Origin of the sequence: Halomonas sp. AOP7-E1-9, assembly GCF_052376035.1 — a bacterium.
GTDB lineage: Bacteria > Pseudomonadota > Gammaproteobacteria > Pseudomonadales > Halomonadaceae > Vreelandella > Vreelandella citrativorans.
In genome coordinates this window covers 1-22,000 of record NZ_JBQSVC010000040.1, presented here as the reverse complement: position 1 = coordinate 22,000, position 22,000 = coordinate 1, and the positions used below count along the sequence as shown (strand labels likewise).

Below are 22,000 nucleotides of genomic sequence, written 5' to 3'. Positions count from 1 at the left end.
TAAAAAAACCCCTTCCAATTGGAAGGGGTTTTTAGTTACTCAGCCGTTAACAAGCTTAAATAAAACGCCCAAGGCCGACCGCTGAGCGCAGTTTATCCATGGTTACCGCAGCCTCCTCCCGAGCGCGCAGAGCACCTTTTTGCAGCACCGCTTCAATATGGGCAGGGTCATCCATTAGCGCATTGTAGCGCTCGCGGGGTTCGCTCAGTTGCGCATTGATATACTCAAACACCTGGTTTTTAGCATCGCCCCAGCCAATACCGGCGGCGTACTGTTCACGCAGAGCAGACGTTTCGCTTTCATTGGCAAATGCCGCGTATATCTGGAACAGAGTGCAGGTATCCGGGTCCTTCGGTTCGCCGGGCTCAAGCGAGTTGGTCTTGATTTTACGCACCAGCTTTTGAAGCTTTTTCTCGGGCGAAAACAGCGGGATGGTATTGTTATAGCTTTTGGACATTTTGCGACCGTCCAGCCCTTTCAACACCTCACCTGTCTCACTTACCACCGCTTCGGGTAGCGTAAAGTACTGCCCTTTATAAAGGTGGTTGAATCGCCCAGCCATATCACGTGCCATTTCGATATGCTGAATCTGGTCGCGCCCTACCGGCACCTTTTTGGCGTTGAACATCAGGATATCGGCAGCCATCAACACCGGATAGCCAAAAAGCCCCATGGTGATGCCTTTGTCCGCGTCCTGGTCGCCTGCTTCTTCGTTCTCAGCCACGGCGGCCTTGTAGGCGTGGGCGCGGTTCATCAGGCCTTTGGCACACACGCAGGAAAGCATCCACGAGAGTTCTTGAACTTCCATCAAATCAGACTGGCGGTAAAAAATGGCATTGTCGGTATCCAGCCCAAGCGCCAGCCAGGTAGCGGCAATTTCCAGGCGTGACGCTTGCACGCGCGCAGGGTCCTGGCACTTGATCAGGGCGTGGTAATCCGCCAAAAAATAGAACGACTGAACATTGGGGTCCTGGCTTGCTTCAATCGCCGGTTTAATCGCACCAACGTAGTTGCCTAAGTGCGGTGTACCGGTCGTCGTAATACCGGTTAAGACGCGGGTTTTAGCAGTTTGACTCATTGTGTTTAGGCTCTTGGGCAAATAGCCCTATCATAACGCGCAGATTTACGCGTGGCGAATGCCATCAGCGCAATCCTGCCAGCCGCCACGTTGCTTCTTCCGGGCTTTGCCTCACAAAAACAGCGTGTGTACTGGCAGACGTACCACCGCTTCTGGCCGTGATGGCAACGCGCTGATCCGCCAGCCGTTCAATATCAATGATGAGGTCATCAAGTAATAGCCTTTGGCCCTCGGCTTGCGCTATTGGCAATGCCTCAAGCAGTACGTTGAGCGCCTGGCGTGGCAACAACGCCTGACTATCATCGCTTTGCAACTGTCGCTTATCACCGATATTGAAGGCGGGTGGATACGTTAGTAAACGGTTCAAGAAGGCATCCCGCGATGCTGCATACTGGCGGTCCGACAAGACAGCCAGCAGACTCTCATCCAGCATTTGGGCCTGAACGGCAATTCGAAAATTACCCGCCAAACGCTCATCGACTAACGCCGTCCGCATACTCGCTACGCCCAGTAGCAGCGCGGCAGAAAGAAGTGCCATAACGATCACCAGCGCAGCCCCCTGCTGATGCTTCATGGGCTGCCCTCCGTGGCGGGAAGGGATGTGAGACGCGTGATAACGTGATCACGCTGCATCACATGCCATACAAACGGTGCTTGGCGCTCGCCCGCAAATTGGAGCGTTATCCGATAAAGCCCTGTTATACCATCGACGTCTTTCTCAAACAGGCTAAGCGCGTCGCATGCGTGACTGCCTTTATAAAGCCCTTCTATCAAGGGCTGGCTGTTATGGCGTAATGCACAGGTGGTCGCATCGACCAGCGAGTCATTGATCTCATACTGGCCTGCCTTGCCTTTACGAATGTCCCGGGTGAGCGATTGAACGGCAAAAACAAGCGCTTCCTGCTCGCGACTGATGGCCTCGACGCGCTGAAAGGTCGTCACAGTGGTTAACAAAAGCTGGCCTGCGCCCAAAATAATAATGGCGCCGATCACCATCGCGACCATCATTTCAACCAGCGTAAATCCTCCTTGGCGCTTATTGAGCATTAGGCGCCTCGCCAGCATAGCGCGCTTCAATAAAGGGCAAGGTAAACACGTAGTCAAAATGGTCAGCCGCTTGATTGGAAGGCCGTGCACGCATCGTAATGGAGACGGTCAATTGGCAGCCTCCGGATACAAAAGCGCTATCAACCGTGCCCGTTGCACCGTTAAGCGGTGCTTGTGAAGGCGTAAACCACTCGGCCTGCCAGTCACTCTCCAGCCCCGCCGTGAGGTGTCGGCAGTTCTGTTTCGCCGCCAACTGCGCCCAGGCGCGCTCCTGGGCATCCAGAGCTGCCACACTTGCCACGGAGTATTGGTAGCCCGAAGCGGCACTTTGCAGCGACGTTAGCTGAATGGCGGCGATGCCGATCAGCCCAAACGCCAGCAAGGCCAAGGCAATTAACACCTCAACCAGAGTAAACCCCTCTTGGCACCGCACTTACCAGCACGTCTCGGGCAGGCGTTCACCTTGACTACTGAGCGTTATGGCTTGGCCACAGCCGTCTTTTCGCTCAGTCGACGCGCTTAGCACATAGCGACCATCCTGGCGTTCAGAATAGGCAATGCGATAATGCCCGCTTGGTGACAGGTGGGGCATTTCACACTCCTGGTAGGAGTAGGTTCGGGCGTGACAGCGCGCTAGTTCAGCCGCCGCCTGCCTTAACCCCGCATGCGCATCCGTGCGCAGGGATGTTTGCAGGTAGCGGGAGTAGGCAGGGTAAGCCATGCCAGCGATAAGGCCGAGAATGCCCATCACCACCACAAGCTCAAGAAGCGTAAAACCGCGCTGACGCTCTATCGAGCGGCCTGCGCGAATAGAGTAAGGATAAAGCGAAAACCTCACGTGATGCTCCTGCATCAGCCACCGCATACGCAGTGCATCAGCTGCTGACGATTACCTGCTCGCGCAGCTCTTTGGGCATGGAGAACGTAATGCTCTCCTCGCGGCCTTTTAGCTCTTCCGGCATGGAAGCACCCAATGACTGAAGCTTGCCAATTACGCCTTTCACCAGCACTTCCGGGGCACTGGCACCCGCCGTTACGCCGATGCGGCCGACGTTTTCAAGCCACGTTGGCTCAATCTGGTCGGCATTATCTATCAGGTACGCCGGTGTTCCCATACGCTCGGAAAGCTCGCGCAGGCGGTTAGAGTTGGAGCTATTGGGGCTGCCCACTACAAGCACTAGATCACTGTCCGCGGCCAGTTCACGCACCGCGTCCTGGCGGTTTTGCGTGGCGTAGCAAATATCATCTTTACGCGGCCCACTGATCTCGGGAAACCTCTCGCGCAGCGCATCAATCACTTTGGCCGTGTCATCCATCGACAGCGTCGTTTGGGTCACAAAGGCAAGGCTGGAAGGGTCATTGACCTCCAGGTTGGCAACGTCCTGCTCATCTTCCACTAGATAGATGCGGCCGCCATGCGCCGTGTCATAGCGCCCCATGGTGCCTTCTACTTCGGGGTGGCCTGCGTGCCCAATCAGCACGCACTCGTGTCCCCGCTTGGCGTAGCGCAAGACTTCCAAATGCACCTTGGTGACCAGCGGGCAAGTGGCATCAAACACTTTCAGCCCACGCCGGTCAGCATCGGACTGTACGGCTTGAGACACGCCATGCGCAGAGAAAATAACGATCACGTCATCCGGCACTTCGTCGAGCTCTTCCACGAAGACAGCCCCACGCTCGCGCAGCGTTTCCACCACAAAGCGGTTGTGGACAACTTCATGGCGCACATAGATAGGCGGTCCGAACACATCCAGTGCACGGTTGACGATGTCTATAGCGCGATCCACGCCGGCACAAAAACCACGCGGATTGGCCAATTTGATCTGTATGGGCTGTGCTTGCGTCGACTGCATAGTAATGCCTTGATGCGTTACCGCACCGTTTAGTGAATAAGAACCCAGCTAATGCTAAAGCCAATGTTAAAGACTAGTGCGTTGTAACCGGTTTTACATCCAGTACGTCAACCTCAAAGGTTAACGTGCGCCCCGCCAACGGATGATTAAAATCCACCTCGACGCGGTCGCCTTCAATGGTTTTGACCACACCAGGCAATTCCGTTCCCGCTTTATCGGCAAACGACATCACCATACCAATTTCAGGCGCTTCATCGCCAAAATCAGCGCGCTTTAACGTCTGGATATTTTGCGGATTGTGCTGCCCAAAGGCATGCTCGGGAGAGACCTGAAAAGTACCTGTCTCGCCCGTTGTCATGCCTTTAATCGGGTGCTCAAAGCCGGGTGGCAAATTGCCGTCACCGTACTGAAAGGTGGCCGGTGCCTTCTCTTTGGTAGAGTCTACAACCGTGCCATCTTCAAGTTTCAGGGTGAAGTGCAGGGTCACTTCCATCCCCTCATCAATCAGGTAATCACTCATTACACTGCTCGCTATGTGGTAAGGCCCTGGCATACTGCCACCAGGGCCTGATTAATGCTAACCGAGTTAGAGGTCGCGGGTTACTTCGTTGAGTGGGCTTTTTTACGCCGCCGGTCGCCCATCACTGACTCCCAAATCAACCCAATGGCCCCCAGAGTAATCCCGATGTCTGCCACGTTAAAGGCGGGATAGTACCAACCGGCCACATGAAACGATAAAAAATCGACCACGTAGCCATGCACCAGGCGGTCATAGAGATTCCCAAGCGCCCCACCGATAATCAGCGGCAGCGAAATGGCCAGCAGCTTTTCATCGGCTCTAACACGGGAAAGCCAGATGGTCAGGCCCACGCTTGCACCAATGGCAATAATGGCGAAAAACCAACGCTGCCAACCAGGGTGGGAAGCCAAAAAGCTAAAGGCCGCCCCCGTGTTATGCATTAAGGTGAAGTTAAAAAACGGCAGCACTTCTACCGGCTGCAGATACCCCAGCTGGCTGCTGGCAATCGCCTTGGTGGCCAAATCCAGCACAATCACGGCAACGGCCAACCACAGCCAGCGCAGCGGCTGGCGCATGGGCGGCCGCGCGTTGGACGAGACCGACTCAGGCATAGTGACGCACCTCACCCGGGCCATCCGGCAGGTTAAGAATCGAACGCTTGCACAGCGTGGGATGCTCAGGATGCATGCCTACGTCAGGGCGGCGCTCCCAGCTGCGTTCGCATTTCTCAAACGCACTGACGACCACCGCTACTTTGAGCCCTTCTAGCTCGCTGTAGGCAGATGCCTCGGCATCCGCCAGCGGCTTGAGAGTCGCTTCCGAGGTAATCAGCACAAAGCGTAACTCGTCGCCCAGTTGTGACAGCAACACATTGAGTTCGTCGCTAACGTAAAGGGTGACTTCGCTGTCCAGCGAGCCTTTGATGGCCCCTTCGCTACGCGCTTCTTCCAAGCGTTTATTCACCGCCTGCTTGACCTCTAGCACTGCTTCCCAGTATTCACGCCCCATCTCGGCGTCAGCATCAAGGGGCTTCAGGTCGGTATAGTAGGTTTCCAGCAGTACGCTGTCGCCACGCTTGCCCGGGATATGCTCATAGATCTCTTCTGCAGTGAAGGAGAGAATCGGTGCGACCCAACGCGAAAGCGCCTCGATAACATGATAGAGCGCGCTCTGACAGCTGCGGCGTGCCCGCGAATCAGCCTGAGTGGTGTACTGGCGATCCTTGATGATATCCAGATAAAAACCACCCAGGTCGCGCGCGCAGAACGTATGCACCTGCTGATACACGTCCAGGAAGCGGTACTCTTCATACGCTTTCTGAATGCGCTCTTGTAGCTGCAGTGCGCGGTCGATGACCCAGCGATCCAGGGCGATCATATCCTCAAAAGCCACCATATCGCGCGCCGGGTCAAAGCCGGTCAGGTTGGCCAAAAGAAAGCGCGACGTGTTGCGAATACGCCGATACACGTCCGCTGTACGCTTGAGGATCTCATCCGACACGGCCATTTCATTGGAGTAATCCGTCGAGGCCACCCAAAGGCGCAGAATGTCGGCACCCAGCTTGTCCATCACCGACTGCGGCGCGATGACATTACCCAACGACTTGGACTGCTTACGGCCTTGCGAATCGACGGTAAAGCCGTGGGTCAATAGCTGACGATACGGCGCGTGACCGTCAATTGCCGAACCGGTCAACAGCGACGAGTGGAACCAGCCGCGGTGCTGGTCAGAGCCTTCCAGATACAAATCAGCTCGCGGGCCGCTTTCATGGCCATGTGGATGCGAACCACGCAGCACATGGCGGTGCGTGGTGCCGGAGTCAAACCAGACATCCAGCGTATCAGTCGTCTTGTCGTATTCGGCGGCTTCCGCGCCCAGCAGCTCAGCAGCGTCGAGGCTAAACCAGGCATCAATGCCCTGCTCCTGCACGCGTTTAGCGACTTCTTCCATCAGCTCAATGGTGCGCGGATGCAGCTCGCCGGTTTGTTTGTGCAGGAAGAACGGAATCGGCACGCCCCAGTTACGCTGACGCGAGATGCACCAGTCTGGGCGATTAGCGATCATGCTGTGCAGGCGCGCCTGGCCCCAGGCGGGCGTGAACTGGGTCGCCTCGATGCCTTCCAGCGCGCGCTCACGCAGGGTTTTACCGTCTTTCCCCTGAATATCCATGCCCACAAACCACTGGGCTGTCGCACGGTAGATGACCGGCGTTTTATGGCGCCAGCAGTGCATGTAGCTGTGCACGATGGGCTTATGCGCCATCAGCGCACCCACTTCGTCAAGCTTGGCGACGATGTTGGGGTTGGCTTTCCAGATCATCTGGCCGCCAAAGAACGGCAGATCATCAACGTACACGCCGTTGCCCTGTACCGGGTTCAGCATGTCGTCAAAGCTCATGTCGTGGGCGCGGCAGGTATTAAAGTCATCCAGGCCGTAAGAAGGCGCGGAGTGAACGATACCCGTGCTGCCCACTTCCGACTCGACGTAATCGGCCAGGTAAACTGGCGACAGGCGATCATAGAACGGGTGGCGGAAGTTGATCAGGTCTAGCTTTTCACCACGAGTGGTAGCGATGACCTCGCCTTGTAAACCAAAGCGTTCAAGGCAGCTTTCGACCAGCTCTTCGGCTAGCAGCAGCAGGCGCTCGCCGGTATCGACCAGCGCGTAGGTAAATTCGGGGTGAACGTTCAGCGCCTGGTTGGCAGGGATCGTCCAGGGCGTGGTGGTCCAGATTACCACCGCCGCCGGCTTGGGCAGCTCGCTCAGGCCAAACGCAGCGGCCAGCTTATCGGCATCTTCCACCGGAAAAGCGACATCAATCGCGTCGGACTTTTTGTCTTGATACTCGACTTCCGCTTCAGCCAAAGCTGAACCGCAGTCAAAGCACCAGTTAACCGGCTTCAGGCCCTTAAAGACGTAGCCCGCTTCGACCATATCGGCCAGTGCGCGAATCTCGCCTGCTTCATTGGCGTAGTCCATGGTGCGGTAGGGATGATTCCAGTCACCAATAATCCCCAAACGCACAAAATCAGCCAGCTGTGTTTCAACCTGAGCGCCCGCGTACTCACGGCATAGCTCACGCGCTTTTGCAGGCGCCAGGTGCTTACCGTGCGTAGTTTCTACCTTGTGCTCAATGGGCAGGCCATGGCAGTCCCAGCCCGGCACGTAAGGCGCATCAAAGCCCGCCAGGTTTTTCGATTTAACGATAATATCTTTTAAAATTTTATTAACGGCGTGACCAATATGGATACTGCCGTTGGCGTAGGGAGGGCCATCGTGCAGTACAAACAGCGGTGCGCCAGCACGCGCTTCGCGCAAGCGCTGGTACAGGTTCATATCTTGCCAGCGTGAAACGCGTCCCGGCTCCTGCTTGGGCAACATGCCACGCATAGGAAAGTCGGTTTCAGGCAAGTTTAGCGTGTGCTTATAGTCCATGGTTCGGTCAGCCGTTGTTAGCATCGGCAGCGTCATCCGCCGAAGAAGGATCAGAAGAAATTGTCTTGGAAACCTGAGTCTTGGAAACCTGGGGCTTGGAAGCCTGAGTACTGGAGGCCATAGCCTCACGCCCAAGCGGGGCCGAGGCTAGTGGCAGCGCGTTATGACAGTCAGTGACGGCCGTCGCAAAGTAGCGATGCGCCTGGGCCTGGTCGCGCTCAATTTGCGCTTTTAGTGCATCAAAGTTGTCGAATTTCACTTCCCCACGAAGCCGCGCACAGGGAAATACCGTCATGCGTTTGTCGTAGAGGTCGCCGTCAAAATCAAACAGGTTGACTTCCAGTGTGGGCCGCTTGGAGCCAACCGTCGGCCGAAAGCCGACGTTAGCAATACCGTGGTAGCGCTGGCCGTTTTCAAGCGTCACCCCAACGGCATAGACACCGCGCAGCGTTAAGGGCTGAGGCAACAGGGGCAGGTTCGCCGTGGGCACACCAATGGTGCGACCAAGCTGCTGGTCACGTACCACACGCCCATCCAGCGAATACGCCCGCCCTAACAGATTGGCCGCTGCGGCAAAGTTACCGCTGGCAAGCAAGGTACGCACGCGTGAGCTTGAAACTCGCTCGTTCTCAACCGTAAAGGTGCGGGTATGTTCAACCCCAAAGCCCTGCTCTTCGCCCACCGCTGCCAGCAGCGTAAAGTCGCCCTGACGGTCACAGCCAAAACGGAAGTCATCACCAACGACCAGATGTTTAACACCTAGCCCTTCGATCAGCACCTGATCAATAAATTCGCGCCCGGTCAGGCTTCTAAGGGCATTATTAAACGGCAGGCACAGCACCTGTTCAGCGCCGTACTGGCCCAACAGACGCACCTTTTCACGCAAGCGCGTTAGCCGTGGTGGTGCCTGGTCACCCGCAAAGTACTCACGCGGCTGGGGCTCAAACACGACCACGGTTAGCGGCACGTTTAGGCGTGCGGCGTGCTCGCGGCACTGCTGCAAAATTGCCTGATGGCCACGATGCACACCGTCAAAATTTCCAATAGTAGCGACGCAGCCACGCTGTGCCGCTACCAGATTGTGCAGTCCTCGAATGACGCGCATGGCACCTCAGCCGTGTTAATAATTTGCCGCTCCCAAGCCTTGTTGGGTTTGGGTGAAGCTTAAAAAGCTCTGATTATAGCGAACCTACCGTGATATATGTCTAACTCTCTGCCGATCCAACGTGACTTTTAAGCGTTCGGCCACGCATTGCCGCTGTAGGGTTTAGCTCTGCATTTTAAAATGCCGTGGCCGCAGACCCAGCGCGGTAAGCCAGACAACATAAATCCCGCCCCCCAAACCTACCAGCCCGGCCACCCAGGCAACACGCTGCCACAGGCTAAACGCAAGCCACGCGTGCCACTCTGGCGACACCATATAGAGCGCGGCACACATCAAACCGCTACCGCCCAATAGTTGCACCGCGTACCGGCCCCAGCCCGGCTGGAAAACCAGCACATCCTGCCTGTACAGCAACACCCCCAGCATACCCGCGTTCAAAAATGCCGAAAGCGCCGTAGCAAGCGCCAACCCGGCATGGGCAAGCGGCCAAATCAACATCAGGTTGAACACCATATTAGCGACCATGGCGATAATACCCACCTTCACCGGCGTTTTGGTGTCCTGGCGGGCAAAAAAACCAGGCGCCAATACCTTAATCAGCATAAAGGCGACCAGGCCAAAGGCATAGGCACGCAGGCTCATCGCGGCCATCTGAATATCGTGGTCGGTCATTGCGCCATAGTGAAATAGCGTGATCAATAGCGGCTCGGCCAATACCGCCAGCGCCAGTGCGGCAGGCAGGCCCACCAAAAGCACTAGCCGGATCGCCCAGTCGAGCATGGCGGCAAAATGCGCCTTTGACTGTTCAGCGTGGCGCTTGGAAAGCGCGGGTAATATCACCGTAGCTATCGCCACACCAAAGACGCCGAGCGGCAGCTCTACCAAGCGGTCAGAGTAGTAAAGCCAGGAGACACTGCCCGCCACCAGCAGTGACGCCAACACCGTATCCAGCAGCAGGTTAATTTGCGAGACCGAAACCCCAAACAACGCCGGGCCCATCAGCTTTAAAATGCGTTTAACGCCTTCATGAGCGAAGTTCGGCCAAGGCGTGGGCATCAAACCCAAACGGATTAAAAACGGCACCTGGAAAATCAGCTGGGCAGCACCTGCAATCAGCACGCCCCAGGCCAGCGCCATGGCGGGCTCATCCATTAACGGCATTAAAAAGAGCGCGGCGCCAATGAGTGACAGGTTGAGCAACACCGGCGTAAAGGCGGGCACTGCAAAACGGTTCCAGGTATTTAGCACGCTGCCAGAAAAAGCCGTGAGCGAGATCAGCAGCAAATACGGAAACGTGAGGCGCAGCATATCGGCGGTCAAGGCGTGCTTGGCGGGGTCACTGCCAAAGCCGGGCGCAAACACCCAGATAAGCCAGGGCGCGCACAGCATCGCAAGCGCGGTAATCAAAGCCAGCAGCGCGGTTAAACTACCGGCTACGGCGTTGAGTAACTCGCGAATCTCCTGCTTACTGCGCTGGGTCGAGTACTCGGAAAGCACCGGCACAAAAGCCTGGTTAAAGGCACCTTCAGCAAACAGGCGCCGCAAAAAATTAGGAATTTTAAAAGCGACAAAAAAGGCATCCGCGCCATTCCCGGCGCCCAAAAGCGTCGCCACCACCACATCGCGTATCAGGCCCATCACGCGGGAAAGCATGGTCATGGAGCTAACCACCAGCCCTGAGCGCATTAGCCCACGGCGTGGCGGTGCGCCAGGCGCGGCGGAAGTGTCATTCGGCGGCGTGTTTGAGGTCATTTTTGGATCCATAGGCGCGGATGGCCAATACCCATCATAGAGTCATTAGATAAAACCATCAGACACAAAAAAACCGGCCGTAGCCGGTTTTTTTTATGGCGCCTGCCGGCTTACGCCGCCAGTGCCTTAATACGCTTGTTCAAACGGCTTTTCAGGCGCGCTGCTTTCTTCTTGGACAGCACGTCTTTATCAGCAATACGGTCAACGACCGGCTGCATTACCTTGAACTCTTCCATCGCCTTGCCGTGGTCGCCGGTGTTGATCGCTTTGATCACACGCTTGATATAGGTGCGGACCATGCTGCGCTGGCTGGCTTTCAGGACGCGACGAGTCTCGGCCTGGCGGGCGCGCTTGCGTGCTTGCTTGCTGTTCGCCACAGGTATCTCCTTGGAGAATAAAGGTTGCCGCAAATTCGGCAACGGATTAACTATGTGTTCGCCACGCTCATGTTCACTTTAAAAGCTGCCCATAACGCGACTTTCCTTAACAACCAATTGATTCGACAAGCCTTTAAGCTCTGTCAAATAGTGTGACCGGCAGTCAAATTGCCTGCCCGTCCACGGGTCTTGTCTGAGAGGATGGCGTAGTCTATCACGCACTATTCTTGCTTGCCACACGTTGTCAATGTTTTATTGCATCAGCCAGCTAGCCGAATGGTTTACAAGGCGCTCTCAAAAGAAGCGACATGGACTTTGCCCAGCATCTTCTACATTATTGCTATTAAATATAAAAAACCGGTGTTTGCAGCGGCGTTCTTTGGCGGCCGATCCGCTAGCTTATTTACCTCTGAGGCCTGCGTTAGCCGCACGGCCCCCGTGGCTACTAATGGAGGCCCTATGGCGCTCAGGGATAGTCAGACTCTCGAACAACTTCACTATTAAAGACGGACTCACTATGTCGGATTTTTCTCTTTGGTTTGCCGCTCATATGCTGGCCTACGTCGCCCTGGTGATCCGCGTGCTGACGGTAGAGGGCAAAGAGCCCGCCTCCCGAGCCGCATGGATATTGATTCTCTCGTTTCTACCTGGTTTAGGCATCATTGCTTACCTGCTACTTGGCGAACCATGGATATCGCGCCGTTCACGACGAAAAGCAATTGGCACCGTCACACGGTTGGTAAAAGCCTATAACGTAGGGAAAACATCGGCTCTGGAGCATGTGCCAGACCGTTTTCGGCCTGCCTTTCGCGCCTGCGAGCATTTGGCGCATAGCGGCGTCACTGACCACAACACCGCCATGTTAACCGCCGACTCCAATGCAGCGATCGACGCGATGGTGGAAGACTTCGATGCCGCCAAGGAGAGCATTCATATCTCCTTTTATATTTGGCTTACTGACAACAACGGGCTCAAGATTGTAGAGGCCGTTAAGCGCGCGGCTGAACGTGGCGTGACATGCCGCATCATTGTGGACGGTATTGGTTCGCGAGCGCTTACCCGTTCGGAGCACTGGGCCGCAATGAAAGCCGCCGGTGTTCAACTGTGCATATCGCTTAAGGTCTCTTTTGGGCTTGACGCACTGCTTGGAAACCGCGCAGACCTTAGAAACCATCGCAAGATCGTCGTGGTGGATAACCGACTAACCTACTGCGGAAGCCAGAACTGCGCCGACCCCGAGTTTCGCGTCAAGGCAAAGTATGCACCCTGGGTGGATATCATGCTGCGTTTCGAGGGGCCAGTAGTGATGCAAAACCAGCTGCTGTTTGCGGCCAACTGGTTGATCGAATCCAACGAGCACCTTGATGTTGCCTGGGAAGTACCGCCATCCTGCACAGAAACCAGCACGGAAGCCATGAACAGCGCCAGCGCGGCTATTGCCTTTGGCACCGGGCCGCTGTCACCTAAAGGCGCCATGTCGGATGTGTTTTCCAGCCTTCTGCACTGCGCCCAGCATGAAGTCGTGATTTCGAACCCCTACTTTGTTCCGGACGCCTCGTTGCTTTCGGCGCTGATTGGCTGCGCCAGGCGCGGCGTTCAAACCACGCTCATCCTGCCCCAGCGCAACGACTCCTTCGTGGTAGGCGCCATCAGCAAAGCCTACTATGCGCAGCTTGTTGCCGCTGGCGTGAAGATCTTTGAATTTCGCGGCGGCCTTTTGCACGCAAAAACACTGGTGGTGGATGAAGCAGTGGCGCTAGTCGGCTCGGCGAACATGGACCGACGCAGCCTTGAACTTAATTTCGAAAATAATATTCTACTGCACTCCCCCGACGTAGCGAAAAGCATTAGAGAACGCCAAAACACCTGGCTTTCCGATGCCAATGAAGTGGTCCCCGACCAGGTCATTCATCGCTCGTTGTTACGCCGCATCGGCGATAACGTTGCCACCATTTTCAGCCCGGTGATGTAATCGATGCTCATCGGCTAGTGCCCCGCTGCCCACGACGGGCAGCGGTGAGCTGCTGAAAAGCGCTTATATCAAAAGTTTCATGGGTCGCAAACTACCAACCAGGTTGGGTAGCCTTTGATTCAGCAACACATCCAGATATTCATCAGCGGTGAAAGCCGGATTATTGAGGCTTTTACGATGCTGCTGTAGCGCTTGAATGACGCTACCAGGATTCAAAGCAAGCATATCTACTAAAAATTCATCAGGGTGTATGGCTCGAATGTCATAGGAGTTGAGCATTTCACTGGGGAAATCCTTAAGATTAAACGTGATAATTGCTTCAGCGCCGCAGTGAATAGCGCATGCAAGTACATGCCTATCATCCGGGTCTGGTAGTTTTAACCCATCAATCAAAAGCTCAAACCCTTCAACCAGCCCGTCGCGGGTATGGCTATCCATCAATTCACGCACGCGTTCAAGCTGCTCTCTCGTGATATCACTACGCTGCGCCAGCAAACTGCGCATCCACTCCTCATGTATTTGACGTGACCAGCGAGCTCGATATAGGTCTGTAATAGCCAAATACATCAGCAGGCTTCTGAGTGGTGCGGGATATAATACACAGGCATCATATACCACTGTGTAATAAGAACTCATTAATACCCTAGCCCCATGGATTGATCGAGCCTTGCTAACTCAGCCAGCGACTCAAGGCGTTTTTGATCGAGCTGTTGCTTGTACGCCATGACATCCGAATATTTAACTTTACGTCGATTGCCGACACGATGAAACGGAACACGCTGCTCATCAAGTAGCTTAATGAAGGAAGGACGCGACATGTTCATGACATCCGCCGCTTCCTGGGTTGTCATCTCCGCATGTACAGGAATGAGCTTGACCATGTTCCCATCGCCCAATTCGGTCAAGATATCCACCAATAGACGAAGCGCGCTGGCCGGCACCTCAACCTGGTGCGTTTCGCCGTCTTTATTGATAACAGCGACTTTTTGGGTAGGCGCTTTTGTCTCAATGTAAGCGGCAAGCTCACGGCTTGATAGCTTGGCCAGAGCGGCTTCTTCGGCATTAGGTAACTGACTAGCTAGCGCGTGCATCGGTTTTCTCCATAGGTGCTTCGATACTCAACGCTATAACTCTAGCACTATTCGAATTATTCGAAAACCGATATTTACATTTTACAGCATTCATAACCACATGCTGTTAAGGCAGCGGCTGGCCTGTTGGGGCAAGGATTTTGCGCAGAAAATGCTGCGTGCGCGGGTCCTTGGGGGTGGTGAACAGCTCCTCGGGCGGCGCTTGTTCAATAATTTGCCCTTCATCCATAAATATCACGCGATCCGCTACGTCACGCGCAAACTGCATCTCGTGGGTAACGATAATCATGGTTTGCTGCTCGGCGGCAAGTTGCTTCATCAAGCTCAGCACTTCCTCCACCCATTGCGGGTCCAGCGATGACGTGGGCTCATCAAACAGAATGACATCGGCGTTCGCGGCCATGGCGCGGCCAATGCCGATACGCTGCTGCTGCCCGCCAGAAAGCGCTGCCGGGTAAGCATCGGCTTTATCTGAAAGCCCGATCCGCTCAAGGATTTCCCGGGCACGTGCATGGGCCTTTTCCTTGGGAATTTTATCAACGACGATCATGCCCTCGCTGATGTTCTCAAGCGCCGTTTTGTTGGCAAACAAACCATAGTTTTGAAAGACAAACGCGGTACGCCGACGCAGCTTTAAAATATCGGCACGGCTCGCCTGCTGCGCATCTACGCGCACATCGCCGACGGTAATACGCCCCGACTCAGGCCGCTCTAAAAAGTTAATGCAGCGTAATAGCGTTGACTTACCCGTGCCTGAAGGGCCAATGATGACAATGATCTCGCCCCGCTCAAGCGACAAATCAATGTCGGTGAATACATCTTGTTTACCAAAGCGCTTGGTAACGGCCTCAAGCGAGATCATCGTTGGTACGCCTTATTCAGGTAAATTTCCAGGCGACGCTGCCCCCAGGAGAGAATTTCCACTATGACCCAGTAAATCATCGCCGCGAGTAAAAAAGCCTCCAGGTAGAGAAAGCTGCTGGCGGCCTCTTTTTGTGTGGCTCCCATCAATTCTGTGACGCCCAGCGTAAAGGCCAGCGACGTCGCCTTGATGATATCAATGAAGTAGTTCATCAATGTGGGCGTCGCCACACGGGTCGCCTGAGGGAGAATAATGCGCCGCATTAGCTGCGACTGCGTCATGCCGATAGAGAGCGCCGCTTCTGTCTGGCTGCGGTCAATCCCCACAATGGCCGCCCGAATAGACTCAGCCATATAGGCGGAAAAGTGCAGCGTCAGGCCCATGACAGCGGCGGTTATGCCGTTAATCGACACCAACGCCTCTACCAGTTGGGGCAACCCGTAATAGAACAGAAAAAGCTGAACCAACAGCGGTGTCCCGCGAAAAAACGAGATAAACAGCAGCGAAAAGCCGTTCAACACCGGCACACGGGTCACGCGAATCACGGCCAGAAGACAGGCAAGCACCAGCGCCAGCAGCATGGCGAGGGTCGCCATTTCAAGCGTGAGCGGCACATAGCTTAAAAGGACCGGTAACAGCCCCCACATATAATCCAGGTTTAGCATGTCAGCATCGCTTATAAGCAAAACGGCCGTGGATTACCCACGGCCGCGTTCAATACAGGCTTCCGTTTACAGCGTAGCGGTTATTCCGGCTGCTGCGTGATATCGGTATCAAACCATTTTTCGGAAATTTCACGCAGCGTGCCGTTATCGCGAAGCTCAGTTAGCGCTTCATCCACACGGTCGCGCTGGGCATTGCCTGCCTCGTTGTCACGAAACGGCAGCGCATTCTCGATAACCGTGAAGGGTTGGCCCGCCAACTCCAACGGCAAACCGCGCTCCTTAATCACCTGAGTCGCACTAACGCGGTCCATAATAAAGGCATTGGTGCGCCCCAATGCTACGTCCTGCTCTACGTTGGATTCGTAGGTGCGGATATCAATTTCGTCGGCGTTCGGCAGCTCGCGCAACAACTGCTCGTAGTTGGAGCCCAGGTTAACCGCAACCGATTTACCGGAAAGATCCTCAACGCCGTTAATAGCATCGTTACCCTTCCGGACAACGACCTGCGCACCGTCATACACATAGGGCGCCGTAAATACATACTTGGCTTCACGCTCCGGCGTTATCGTTATCTGGTTGGCAATAGTGTCGATGCGGCCAGAATCCAACATACCTGCTAGTCCCGAAAAACTCGCCGTGACAAACTCGACATCATCACCGGTGACCTCCCCCACCGCGTTCATGACATCGACCTCAAAACCCTTGAGTTCGTCGCGCTCCACAAAGGTAAACGGGAAATAGCCGCCCGACATGCCCACTCGTAGGGTATCTGCCTGGGCCTGAACCGCAGCAAAACCACCTGCCACACTTAAGGTAAGCGCGGCGACTAACGTGTTTAAACGACGTGATCGAGTCATCAGAAGCATCCTCATCGGCAAAGACCATTTGCCTGTTGCAGAGTGTAGGCGTGGCAGGCGTAAAGACAGCGTAGCCGTTATACGCACATCATAAACACAAAAAAGAATATTAAAAATAGTTTTTATGCATTGAGGTTATTAGAGTTTGGCCAGCGAAACCAACCTATGCTATGTGTTTGATAGCAGGCGCTAATAGAAAGGTAGCTACAAATTACCACCACGCTTAATAGCGCAGTCATAACGGGCATTAACCGCCAGTAATATCCCTGAAGGTTTTACGCGAGGCTGGCTGGCGCTCTTCATCAAGCAAGGCCCCACCTAACGCGGCAAGCTCTTCACTCAATTCCACCATTTTGCCCAATTGTACCTTGTCAAAGCCACGTTTGCGCTTGGGCTTATTGAGGATAATGCTGACCCCGCCCAGCAGGTGGTCCTCTTGTTGGAACACCTCTTCTGTAGGCATCAAGCCAGGCGGATACGCATTGGCAATACGTAAGGGGTTTTGTGGGGTAACGCCCAATGCCACATAAATTTTCAACTCTGCATCGAAGTAAGCGCCCCATTTATTCAGGACTAATTGCACCTTCTGATTAAGCTCAATGCTCGGCTGCTGGAACATTACGTAAAATACATGCGTAGGTACCTCTTCAGGCTTGCCAATGGGTTCCTCCAGGAACGGCTCTTCTTGCTCAGGCAAGTCCATAGGCACACGTTCTTCTATAGGCTTTTGGCTAGGCTGTGAGCGTGGGGGAACCGCAGGGGAAGCCGCGGATTTTTCATCACGTTTACCCGCAACTGTTAGCCAAAAGCTATTCCGCTCCCCCAGCCCCAGCGCCTCTCTTTTACACACAAAAAAATAGCCTACGATCACCAACGTATTAAAGCTTAACCACCCGGCCCCAATGGCGCAGGTCAGCGCCAGCGTATGCGCATTCATTTTTAATATCCCACTTTTTTTGTAAGAGGGTAAGTATCGACCAATAATAGGGAAAAGCAATTTTAGCGAGCTAGGCAATTAGTGGCATGATGGAGAACACGAGCAAGGCAAAACACCCGTTGCATGTGTGTAAAATTAACCGCTAGCGGTCGTTTTCCAGCATCGCTAACGTATGGTCGTGCTGCTGCTTGATCGCTTTATCGAGAATATCGAGAAGGTGGGCATAATCATCAGGCATAGTTGTATCTAGCCCGTGGGCTTCGGCCTGCTCGATGGTTGTTTGGGTTTCGCGTATGACGCTTTCCAATTCCAGTGCTACACGCTCATGCTCATCAGGCGTCATACCTATCGTCATCCTTCATTTGCGCACTGTTTATGTGGCTACCCTAACGACTTTTATGCGCGGCCTTCAATGCGCAAGACACGAACATAGCCCTGGCGCTTTCCCCCCGCCATTTGTAGTATGCTATATAGTGAACCCATTATGTGAAGGAGTTCCCATGGTTATCATGCAAGATGCAGAACAGCGATTTGCAGCACAGACATCGCTTTACACACGTCGTGCATACCAGGCATCATTAAATAGCGGCCATACCGTGGTTGAAATAGTCGATGACAATCTTGTTGAAACCTCACCAGACGGCAGTGTTCGTTTTATAAGAAAGGCACCGCCTAAGCACAAGGTTTCAATTGATATAAAGCTCAAGGTGACCTGATGGCCGAGACGCCACGGTTGCGTATGTTTGCTGGGCCTAACGGCTCAGGAAAAAGTACGATCAAGGATGTCATCCCCACTCATCAAAAAGGGGTTTATATTAACCCTGATGACATAGAAAGTAATGCCAAAGAGTCAGGTACTCTCTATTTCGAGGACTACTCGGTTTATTTATCCAGCACGGCTATCAAGCACTACTTCTATCAGTCGTCATTAACGTTAAAAGCGTCATTAGCACCGCAGCTTGATGCATTAGTCTTTGCAGACAACTGCATTAGATTCCCTCCCTCCTTACCACCAAATTCTTATATTGCGTCTATTGCCTCTGCACTTATTCGAGAGCAACTCACTGCGTCTAACATCAGCTTCACCTTTGAAACAGTCATGTCATCAGAAGACAAGATTGACGTACTGAAAGCGTCTCGTGCTAAAGGTTTTAAAAACTACCTTTACTATATTGCTACCGACGACCCAGCGATCAATGTTCAGAGAGTGCATAACCGAGTAAAAACCGGCGGTCACCCCGTACCTGAAGAAAAAATCCGTCAGCGTTATGATCGTTCTCTTGATTTACTCTTGAAGGCTATCAAGCTTGCTGATCGTGCTTTTATATTCGACAACTCGGGCACTCAAGACATATGGCTAGCGGAAGTAACCCCCAATGGCGACATTCAGCTAAAAGAAGAGAACCTGCCCGACTGGTTCTATCGAAGTGTTATTCAGAAACTGTCGCCTTCCTATTAGACAACATAGCCCAGGCACGTTGGCACTACTTTTCATCGAGGATATAGAAACGCTGTGTGTCATCATCAGGCATGGTTGTATCAAGCCCGTGGGTTTCGGCCTGCTCGATGGTTGTTTGGGTTTCATGGATGAGTGCTTAACGAGCTTGCGCTCGCCGATAAAGCTGGGCAGCACTTTCAATCGCCATTGCCTCGAACGCGTCAAGCGTTAATAGCTGATCATGGCGCTTATCTTCTACCACGGCATTCAACTCTTTCTGATAACGCTTTAACAAATGCTCCAGGTTCATACGGATCATGGTCAGTTCCAGCTGAAACTCCGTTTTCAGCGTGTTTATATGCGCAATGCTTTCCAGTTCCTGGTTAGCCATTAGCGCTTCATCAAGGGTGCCCCCCACCAGCTTTTCGAGGGTATCAAGCTTAGGCACTACGTCATAAATAACATCGTAGGCTGAAATAGTCGGCACATTCGTTTTCATAAGTTCTTCTAAAAAATGGCCCCTTTAAGAAGCCTATTTATAATGTCTAATAATAAGGCATGAGCTTTATCCTCAAGCCTCAATTACTCCAACAGAGAAAGCACGTTCTGTGGAACCTGGTTCGCTTGGGCCAGTACAGACGTACCTGCCTGCTCCAGAATCTGCGCTTTGGTCATACTGGCCACTTCCACCGCGTAGTCAGCATCCATAATGCGCGAGCGGGCGGCGGAAAGGTGACGATTGGTTTCGTCATGATTTTCAATGATGGCTAATAGCCGGTTATCCAGAGCGCCAAACTCGCTGCGCTTGTTATCCACTTGGGCGATTGCTCGGTCTAATGTCGCCAGTGGATCAGCAGGGTTGCGGATGCGGCGTGCTTCATCTGTCTCACGTATTGTTACCGTGGTCAGGTTGTTATCCACGTTTGTACTCAGTGAACTACGCACTGGGTAATAAAGGATTACGTCACCGTTTCCATTAACGGTTTGCAGCAAATGCTCGCCTTTTTGGTTCAGCACGATGTTGGCTGTTTTCATCGCACCGCTGCCATTTGACAAGGCGTTTAAATTAAACACGTAACCATTTTCAGGCTCAGCTGCCATGACATTTTGATGCGTTGTGCCGTTTAACTCGACATAGTTAACCTGCACATTGGCATTACTCGGCTTAAAATGCACGAACGATGACCCAGCAACAAAAGGCTGGTCGGTGACCGCCCCCATTGGTGTACGCTCACTTACCACGGTGAACGTACTCTCCGAACCACCTGTTTGGCTGGTCACATCAGCGGGATAATACGCATACTGCCCCCCCGCCAACTGCTCTTCGACATAATAAGTGCTATTTAACTGTACTAGAGAGATGCTGCCGCTGTTGCTTTCATCCTGACCATCCAGAGTCAGGCTATAGTCCGCGCTGCCTTTTTGCACTGCTGGCATATAACGTACTTCACTAATGGGGCCTGGCATATCAGCCGGGGCTACATGCGTGTCTTCCAGCACCTGAGCCACCACACTTCGCTGGCTGTTATCCATGATAAGTTCAACGGGCGTATAGTCGCTCCCACGCGCTATCCAATACTCTCCTCCCGAACGTACGATATCCGCGCTACCTAACGGCCAACTATTGCCGTCCAAGTCGACAGCGCTTCGGGAGTATATAACTTCACCTAATGTGCGTTCAGTCACTGCCTCTCGAACATTAATCGTTACGTCGTTATTGCGGGTATCCGTATCGTGTGATGCGCTAATCGATACATTTTTAAGCTGCCCGCCATCGCCACCTAGCTGGATAACATCGCGGTTATTGAAGCGCACTAAATGTGGTTCGTTATCAGCAGGCACATAAGCAACGCGTGAATACTCCGCATCGTCGATAGGAATACGCGCCGAGCGGCCCGGCAGTGTGTCAGTATGCGTGATGGTGCCGGGTTCGCCCTGAAAGGTAAAATCCTTAAGCCCCAGTGTTTGCACACTAAAGCCGGGGGCGCCTAAATTAACGTTCAGGGTTTCGCCATCGTTGGCGCCTACTTGCAGGGAAAGATGCCCCGCTGTGCCATCCAGAAGCGGAATGCCGTTATATTCGGCAACCTGGTTCAAGCGCTCGATTTCCTTCAGGTTGAGATTAATCTCCGCCTGGATACGGTCGCCCATTTCGCCGTTATAAATTTCACTCAATCCCTGCACAGTAAGCTCACGGATACGCTGCAACTTACCGTTCACCGCCTCCAGCACGCCTTGTGCGGTTTGCGACAACGATATGCCATCGTTGGCATTACGCATCGCCATGCCGCGCCCGCTAATCTGGCTGGTCATGCGGTTAGCAATTGCCTGGCCTGCGGCATCATCCTTAGCGCCGTTGATACGCAAGCCGGATGAAAGGCGCTCCATGGATGTCGCCAGCGCAGACTGATTACGCTTCAGGTTCGCCTGGCCGTTCATAGATGGCAAATTGGTATGGATCGACGCCATTCGTGGGCCTGTTTTTAAAATACAATGACTTAGCTATCGGCCTGACTTGAAAAACCTTTAACGAAATATTACAGAGAGGTTGCTTGATTATTACCCCGCTGTCGGGCTCCGCATCATTGATTACGCGCTTCTAACAAGTTAGGCCTGTCTGCCCCTCAATCGCCAGACACCTCGTTTTATGGTTGTAATACCACCATCTACGTTGATGTCTGAGTTATTAAATCACTATAACGTACTATAAACGAGCGATCATGCAGGCTGCCGTGAATATTGTTCCCATAATAAAGCCAGCTTTTCTTGATCTAAATCGCTACGAACTTTAAACAATCCAGCCGAGTCTACTCGATCTATTTTTTCCAAAAAGGGCAAAACAACATGATAGACAGGGCGATTCCAGAAGTCGTGTATAAAAAGATAACAGTGGCTAGTTTTACTTGCATATTTGAGGATATGCTGAATAGCTGCTGCAGTGCATGCGACACGAAAACGGCCATCGATAAGAATTAAATCAAACGCATGACGATGCTGATGTATTGCTAAAC

The 22,000-nt window shown here is 53.5% G+C and carries 25 protein-coding genes; 3 read left to right on the top strand and 22 right to left on the bottom strand.

What is annotated here, in order from left to right:
• Positions 1-55: 55 nt before the first annotated feature.
• The 12 genes from ACT3R4_RS16395 to rpsT form a co-directional block, all read right to left on the bottom strand.
• Positions 56-1,078, bottom strand: a complete 1,023-nt coding sequence (locus tag ACT3R4_RS16395) for a tryptophan--tRNA ligase (protein WP_441679792.1) — start codon at positions 1,076-1,078, stop codon at positions 56-58.
• Positions 1,079-1,142: 64 nt separating this feature from the next.
• Entirely contained in the window at positions 1,143-1,652 is a 510-nt protein-coding gene (locus ACT3R4_RS16390; RefSeq protein WP_441676543.1) for a PilX N-terminal domain-containing pilus assembly protein, read from the bottom strand.
• Entirely contained in the window at positions 1,649-2,125 is a 477-nt protein-coding gene (locus tag ACT3R4_RS16385) for a PilW family protein (RefSeq protein WP_441676541.1), read from the bottom strand. The genes ACT3R4_RS16390 and ACT3R4_RS16385 overlap by 4 nt, the downstream gene beginning before the upstream one ends.
• Entirely contained in the window at positions 2,115-2,558 is a 444-nt protein-coding gene (locus ACT3R4_RS16380) for a type IV pilus modification PilV family protein (RefSeq protein WP_441679794.1), read from the bottom strand. Before ACT3R4_RS16380 ends, ACT3R4_RS16385 begins: the two co-directional genes overlap by 11 nt.
• Positions 2,559-2,963, bottom strand: coding sequence for a type IV pilin protein (locus ACT3R4_RS16375; protein WP_441676537.1), 405 nt, complete (start codon positions 2,961-2,963; stop codon positions 2,559-2,561). It lies immediately after the preceding gene.
• Positions 2,964-3,000: 37 nt separating this feature from the next.
• Complete coding sequence (ispH, locus tag ACT3R4_RS16370) at positions 3,001-3,978, bottom strand: 4-hydroxy-3-methylbut-2-enyl diphosphate reductase (protein WP_087111239.1); 978 nt, start codon at positions 3,976-3,978, stop codon at positions 3,001-3,003.
• 73 nt (positions 3,979-4,051) lie between these two features.
• Positions 4,052-4,498 carry an FKBP-type peptidyl-prolyl cis-trans isomerase gene (fkpB, locus tag ACT3R4_RS16365; RefSeq protein WP_441679796.1) on the bottom strand — a complete coding sequence of 149 codons (447 nt, stop codon included), beginning with the start codon at positions 4,496-4,498 and terminating at the stop codon, positions 4,052-4,054.
• A gap of 80 nt (positions 4,499-4,578) precedes the next feature.
• Positions 4,579-5,109, bottom strand: coding sequence for a signal peptidase II (lspA, locus tag ACT3R4_RS16360; protein ID WP_193054744.1), 531 nt, complete (start codon positions 5,107-5,109; stop codon positions 4,579-4,581).
• Positions 5,102-7,957, bottom strand: coding sequence for an isoleucine--tRNA ligase (gene ileS / locus ACT3R4_RS16355; RefSeq protein ID WP_441679797.1), 2,856 nt, complete (start codon positions 7,955-7,957; stop codon positions 5,102-5,104). Before ileS ends, lspA begins: the two co-directional genes overlap by 8 nt.
• Positions 7,941-9,038 (bottom strand): bifunctional riboflavin kinase/FAD synthetase, encoded by a 1,098-nt coding sequence (gene ribF / locus ACT3R4_RS16350; protein ID WP_441679798.1) that lies wholly within the window; start codon positions 9,036-9,038, stop codon positions 7,941-7,943. Before ribF ends, ileS begins: the two co-directional genes overlap by 17 nt.
• Before the next feature lie 162 nt (positions 9,039-9,200).
• Complete coding sequence (murJ, locus tag ACT3R4_RS16345; protein ID WP_441679800.1) at positions 9,201-10,790, bottom strand: murein biosynthesis integral membrane protein MurJ; 1,590 nt, start codon at positions 10,788-10,790, stop codon at positions 9,201-9,203.
• A 110-nt stretch (positions 10,791-10,900) separates the two neighbouring features.
• Entirely contained in the window at positions 10,901-11,167 is a 267-nt protein-coding gene (gene rpsT / locus ACT3R4_RS16340; RefSeq protein WP_009097974.1) for a 30S ribosomal protein S20, read from the bottom strand.
• Positions 11,168-11,684: 517 nt separating this feature from the next.
• Between rpsT and cls the strand changes: the two genes are divergently transcribed.
• Complete coding sequence (gene cls / locus ACT3R4_RS16335) at positions 11,685-13,139, top strand: cardiolipin synthase (RefSeq protein WP_441679802.1); 1,455 nt, start codon at positions 11,685-11,687, stop codon at positions 13,137-13,139.
• A gap of 63 nt (positions 13,140-13,202) precedes the next feature.
• On the opposite strand, the gene ACT3R4_RS16330 is transcribed toward cls, so the two are convergent.
• The 7 genes from ACT3R4_RS16330 to ACT3R4_RS16300 form a co-directional block, all read right to left on the bottom strand.
• Entirely contained in the window at positions 13,203-13,775 is a 573-nt protein-coding gene (locus ACT3R4_RS16330) for a PIN domain-containing protein (protein WP_441679804.1), read from the bottom strand.
• Positions 13,775-14,230, bottom strand: coding sequence for an excisionase family DNA-binding protein (locus ACT3R4_RS16325; RefSeq protein WP_441679806.1), 456 nt, complete (start codon positions 14,228-14,230; stop codon positions 13,775-13,777). Before ACT3R4_RS16325 ends, ACT3R4_RS16330 begins: the two co-directional genes overlap by 1 nt.
• 106 nt (positions 14,231-14,336) lie before the next feature.
• Positions 14,337-15,092 carry an amino acid ABC transporter ATP-binding protein gene (locus tag ACT3R4_RS16320; protein WP_441679808.1) on the bottom strand — a complete coding sequence of 252 codons (756 nt, stop codon included), beginning with the start codon at positions 15,090-15,092 and terminating at the stop codon, positions 14,337-14,339.
• A complete protein-coding gene (locus ACT3R4_RS16315; protein WP_172118967.1) occupies positions 15,089-15,757 on the bottom strand; it encodes an amino acid ABC transporter permease in 669 nt (222 codons plus the stop codon). Before ACT3R4_RS16315 ends, ACT3R4_RS16320 begins: the two co-directional genes overlap by 4 nt.
• A gap of 80 nt (positions 15,758-15,837) precedes the next feature.
• On the bottom strand, positions 15,838-16,614 hold the full coding sequence (locus ACT3R4_RS16310) for an amino acid ABC transporter substrate-binding protein (protein WP_172118968.1): 777 nt from the start codon (positions 16,612-16,614) through the stop codon (positions 15,838-15,840).
• Positions 16,615-16,861: 247 nt separating this feature from the next.
• Entirely contained in the window at positions 16,862-17,551 is a 690-nt protein-coding gene (locus ACT3R4_RS16305) for a hypothetical protein (RefSeq protein ID WP_441679810.1), read from the bottom strand.
• A 142-nt stretch (positions 17,552-17,693) separates the two neighbouring features.
• Complete coding sequence (locus ACT3R4_RS16300) at positions 17,694-17,894, bottom strand: hypothetical protein (RefSeq protein ID WP_441679812.1); 201 nt, start codon at positions 17,892-17,894, stop codon at positions 17,694-17,696.
• A gap of 157 nt (positions 17,895-18,051) precedes the next feature.
• On the opposite strand from ACT3R4_RS16300, the gene ACT3R4_RS16295 reads away from it, so the two are divergent.
• Together ACT3R4_RS16295 and ACT3R4_RS16290 are read left to right on the top strand one after the other, a co-directional pair.
• Positions 18,052-18,267 carry a hypothetical protein gene (locus ACT3R4_RS16295; protein WP_193056972.1) on the top strand — a complete coding sequence of 72 codons (216 nt, stop codon included), beginning with the start codon at positions 18,052-18,054 and terminating at the stop codon, positions 18,265-18,267.
• Entirely contained in the window at positions 18,267-19,010 is a 744-nt protein-coding gene (locus tag ACT3R4_RS16290) for an ATPase (protein WP_193056973.1), read from the top strand. The genes ACT3R4_RS16295 and ACT3R4_RS16290 overlap by 1 nt, the downstream gene beginning before the upstream one ends.
• 136 nt (positions 19,011-19,146) lie before the next feature.
• On the opposite strand, the gene ACT3R4_RS16285 is transcribed toward ACT3R4_RS16290, so the two are convergent.
• The 3 genes from ACT3R4_RS16285 to ACT3R4_RS16275 all read right to left on the bottom strand — a co-directional run.
• Entirely contained in the window at positions 19,147-19,488 is a 342-nt protein-coding gene (locus tag ACT3R4_RS16285; protein ID WP_193056974.1) for a hypothetical protein, read from the bottom strand.
• An 83-nt stretch (positions 19,489-19,571) separates the two neighbouring features.
• Positions 19,572-21,458 (bottom strand): flagellin N-terminal helical domain-containing protein, encoded by a 1,887-nt coding sequence (locus ACT3R4_RS16280; protein WP_441679814.1) that lies wholly within the window; start codon positions 21,456-21,458, stop codon positions 19,572-19,574.
• Between the two features lie 249 nt (positions 21,459-21,707).
• Positions 21,708-22,000, bottom strand: a 293-nt coding sequence (locus ACT3R4_RS16275; protein ID WP_496201238.1) for a hypothetical protein, incomplete at its 5' end; no start/stop codon positions are given.

Excerpts from the sequence above, each read along its gene's own strand:
- fkpB (WP_441679796.1), bottom strand. The coding sequence starts at position 4,498 with ATGAGTGATTACCTGATTGATGAGGGGATGGAAGTGACCCTGCACTTC.
- ribF (WP_441679798.1), bottom strand. The coding sequence starts at position 9,038 with ATGCGCGTCATTCGAGGACTGCACAATCTGGTAGCGGCACAGCGTGGC.
- lspA (WP_193054744.1), bottom strand. The coding sequence starts at position 5,109 with ATGCCTGAGTCGGTCTCGTCCAACGCGCGGCCGCCCATGCGCCAGCCG.
- ACT3R4_RS16320 (WP_441679808.1), bottom strand. The coding sequence starts at position 15,092 with ATGATCTCGCTTGAGGCCGTTACCAAGCGCTTTGGTAAACAAGATGTA.
- ACT3R4_RS16285 (WP_193056974.1), bottom strand. The coding sequence starts at position 19,488 with ATGAAAACGAATGTGCCGACTATTTCAGCCTACGATGTTATTTATGAC.
- ACT3R4_RS16295 (WP_193056972.1), top strand. The coding sequence starts at position 18,052 with ATGGTTATCATGCAAGATGCAGAACAGCGATTTGCAGCACAGACATCG.
- ACT3R4_RS16280 (WP_441679814.1), bottom strand. The coding sequence starts at position 21,458 with ATGGCGTCGATCCATACCAATTTGCCATCTATGAACGGCCAGGCGAAC.
- ACT3R4_RS16305 (WP_441679810.1), bottom strand. The coding sequence starts at position 17,551 with ATGAATGCGCATACGCTGGCGCTGACCTGCGCCATTGGGGCCGGGTGG.
- ACT3R4_RS16310 (WP_172118968.1), bottom strand. The coding sequence starts at position 16,614 with ATGACTCGATCACGTCGTTTAAACACGTTAGTCGCCGCGCTTACCTTA.
- ACT3R4_RS16330 (WP_441679804.1), bottom strand. The coding sequence starts at position 13,775 with ATGAGTTCTTATTACACAGTGGTATATGATGCCTGTGTATTATATCCC.
- cls (WP_441679802.1), top strand. The coding sequence starts at position 11,685 with ATGTCGGATTTTTCTCTTTGGTTTGCCGCTCATATGCTGGCCTACGTC.
- ACT3R4_RS16300 (WP_441679812.1), bottom strand. The coding sequence starts at position 17,894 with ATGACGCCTGATGAGCATGAGCGTGTAGCACTGGAATTGGAAAGCGTC.
- ispH (WP_087111239.1), bottom strand. The coding sequence starts at position 3,978 with ATGCAGTCGACGCAAGCACAGCCCATACAGATCAAATTGGCCAATCCG.
- ACT3R4_RS16390 (WP_441676543.1), bottom strand. The coding sequence starts at position 1,652 with ATGAAGCATCAGCAGGGGGCTGCGCTGGTGATCGTTATGGCACTTCTT.
- ACT3R4_RS16385 (WP_441676541.1), bottom strand. The coding sequence starts at position 2,125 with ATGCTCAATAAGCGCCAAGGAGGATTTACGCTGGTTGAAATGATGGTC.
- ACT3R4_RS16325 (WP_441679806.1), bottom strand. The coding sequence starts at position 14,230 with ATGCACGCGCTAGCTAGTCAGTTACCTAATGCCGAAGAAGCCGCTCTG.
- ACT3R4_RS16315 (WP_172118967.1), bottom strand. The coding sequence starts at position 15,757 with ATGCTAAACCTGGATTATATGTGGGGGCTGTTACCGGTCCTTTTAAGC.
- ACT3R4_RS16395 (WP_441679792.1), bottom strand. The coding sequence starts at position 1,078 with ATGAGTCAAACTGCTAAAACCCGCGTCTTAACCGGTATTACGACGACC.
- murJ (WP_441679800.1), bottom strand. The coding sequence starts at position 10,790 with ATGACCTCAAACACGCCGCCGAATGACACTTCCGCCGCGCCTGGCGCA.
- ACT3R4_RS16290 (WP_193056973.1), top strand. The coding sequence starts at position 18,267 with ATGGCCGAGACGCCACGGTTGCGTATGTTTGCTGGGCCTAACGGCTCA.
- ileS (WP_441679797.1), bottom strand. The coding sequence starts at position 7,957 with ATGCTAACAACGGCTGACCGAACCATGGACTATAAGCACACGCTAAAC.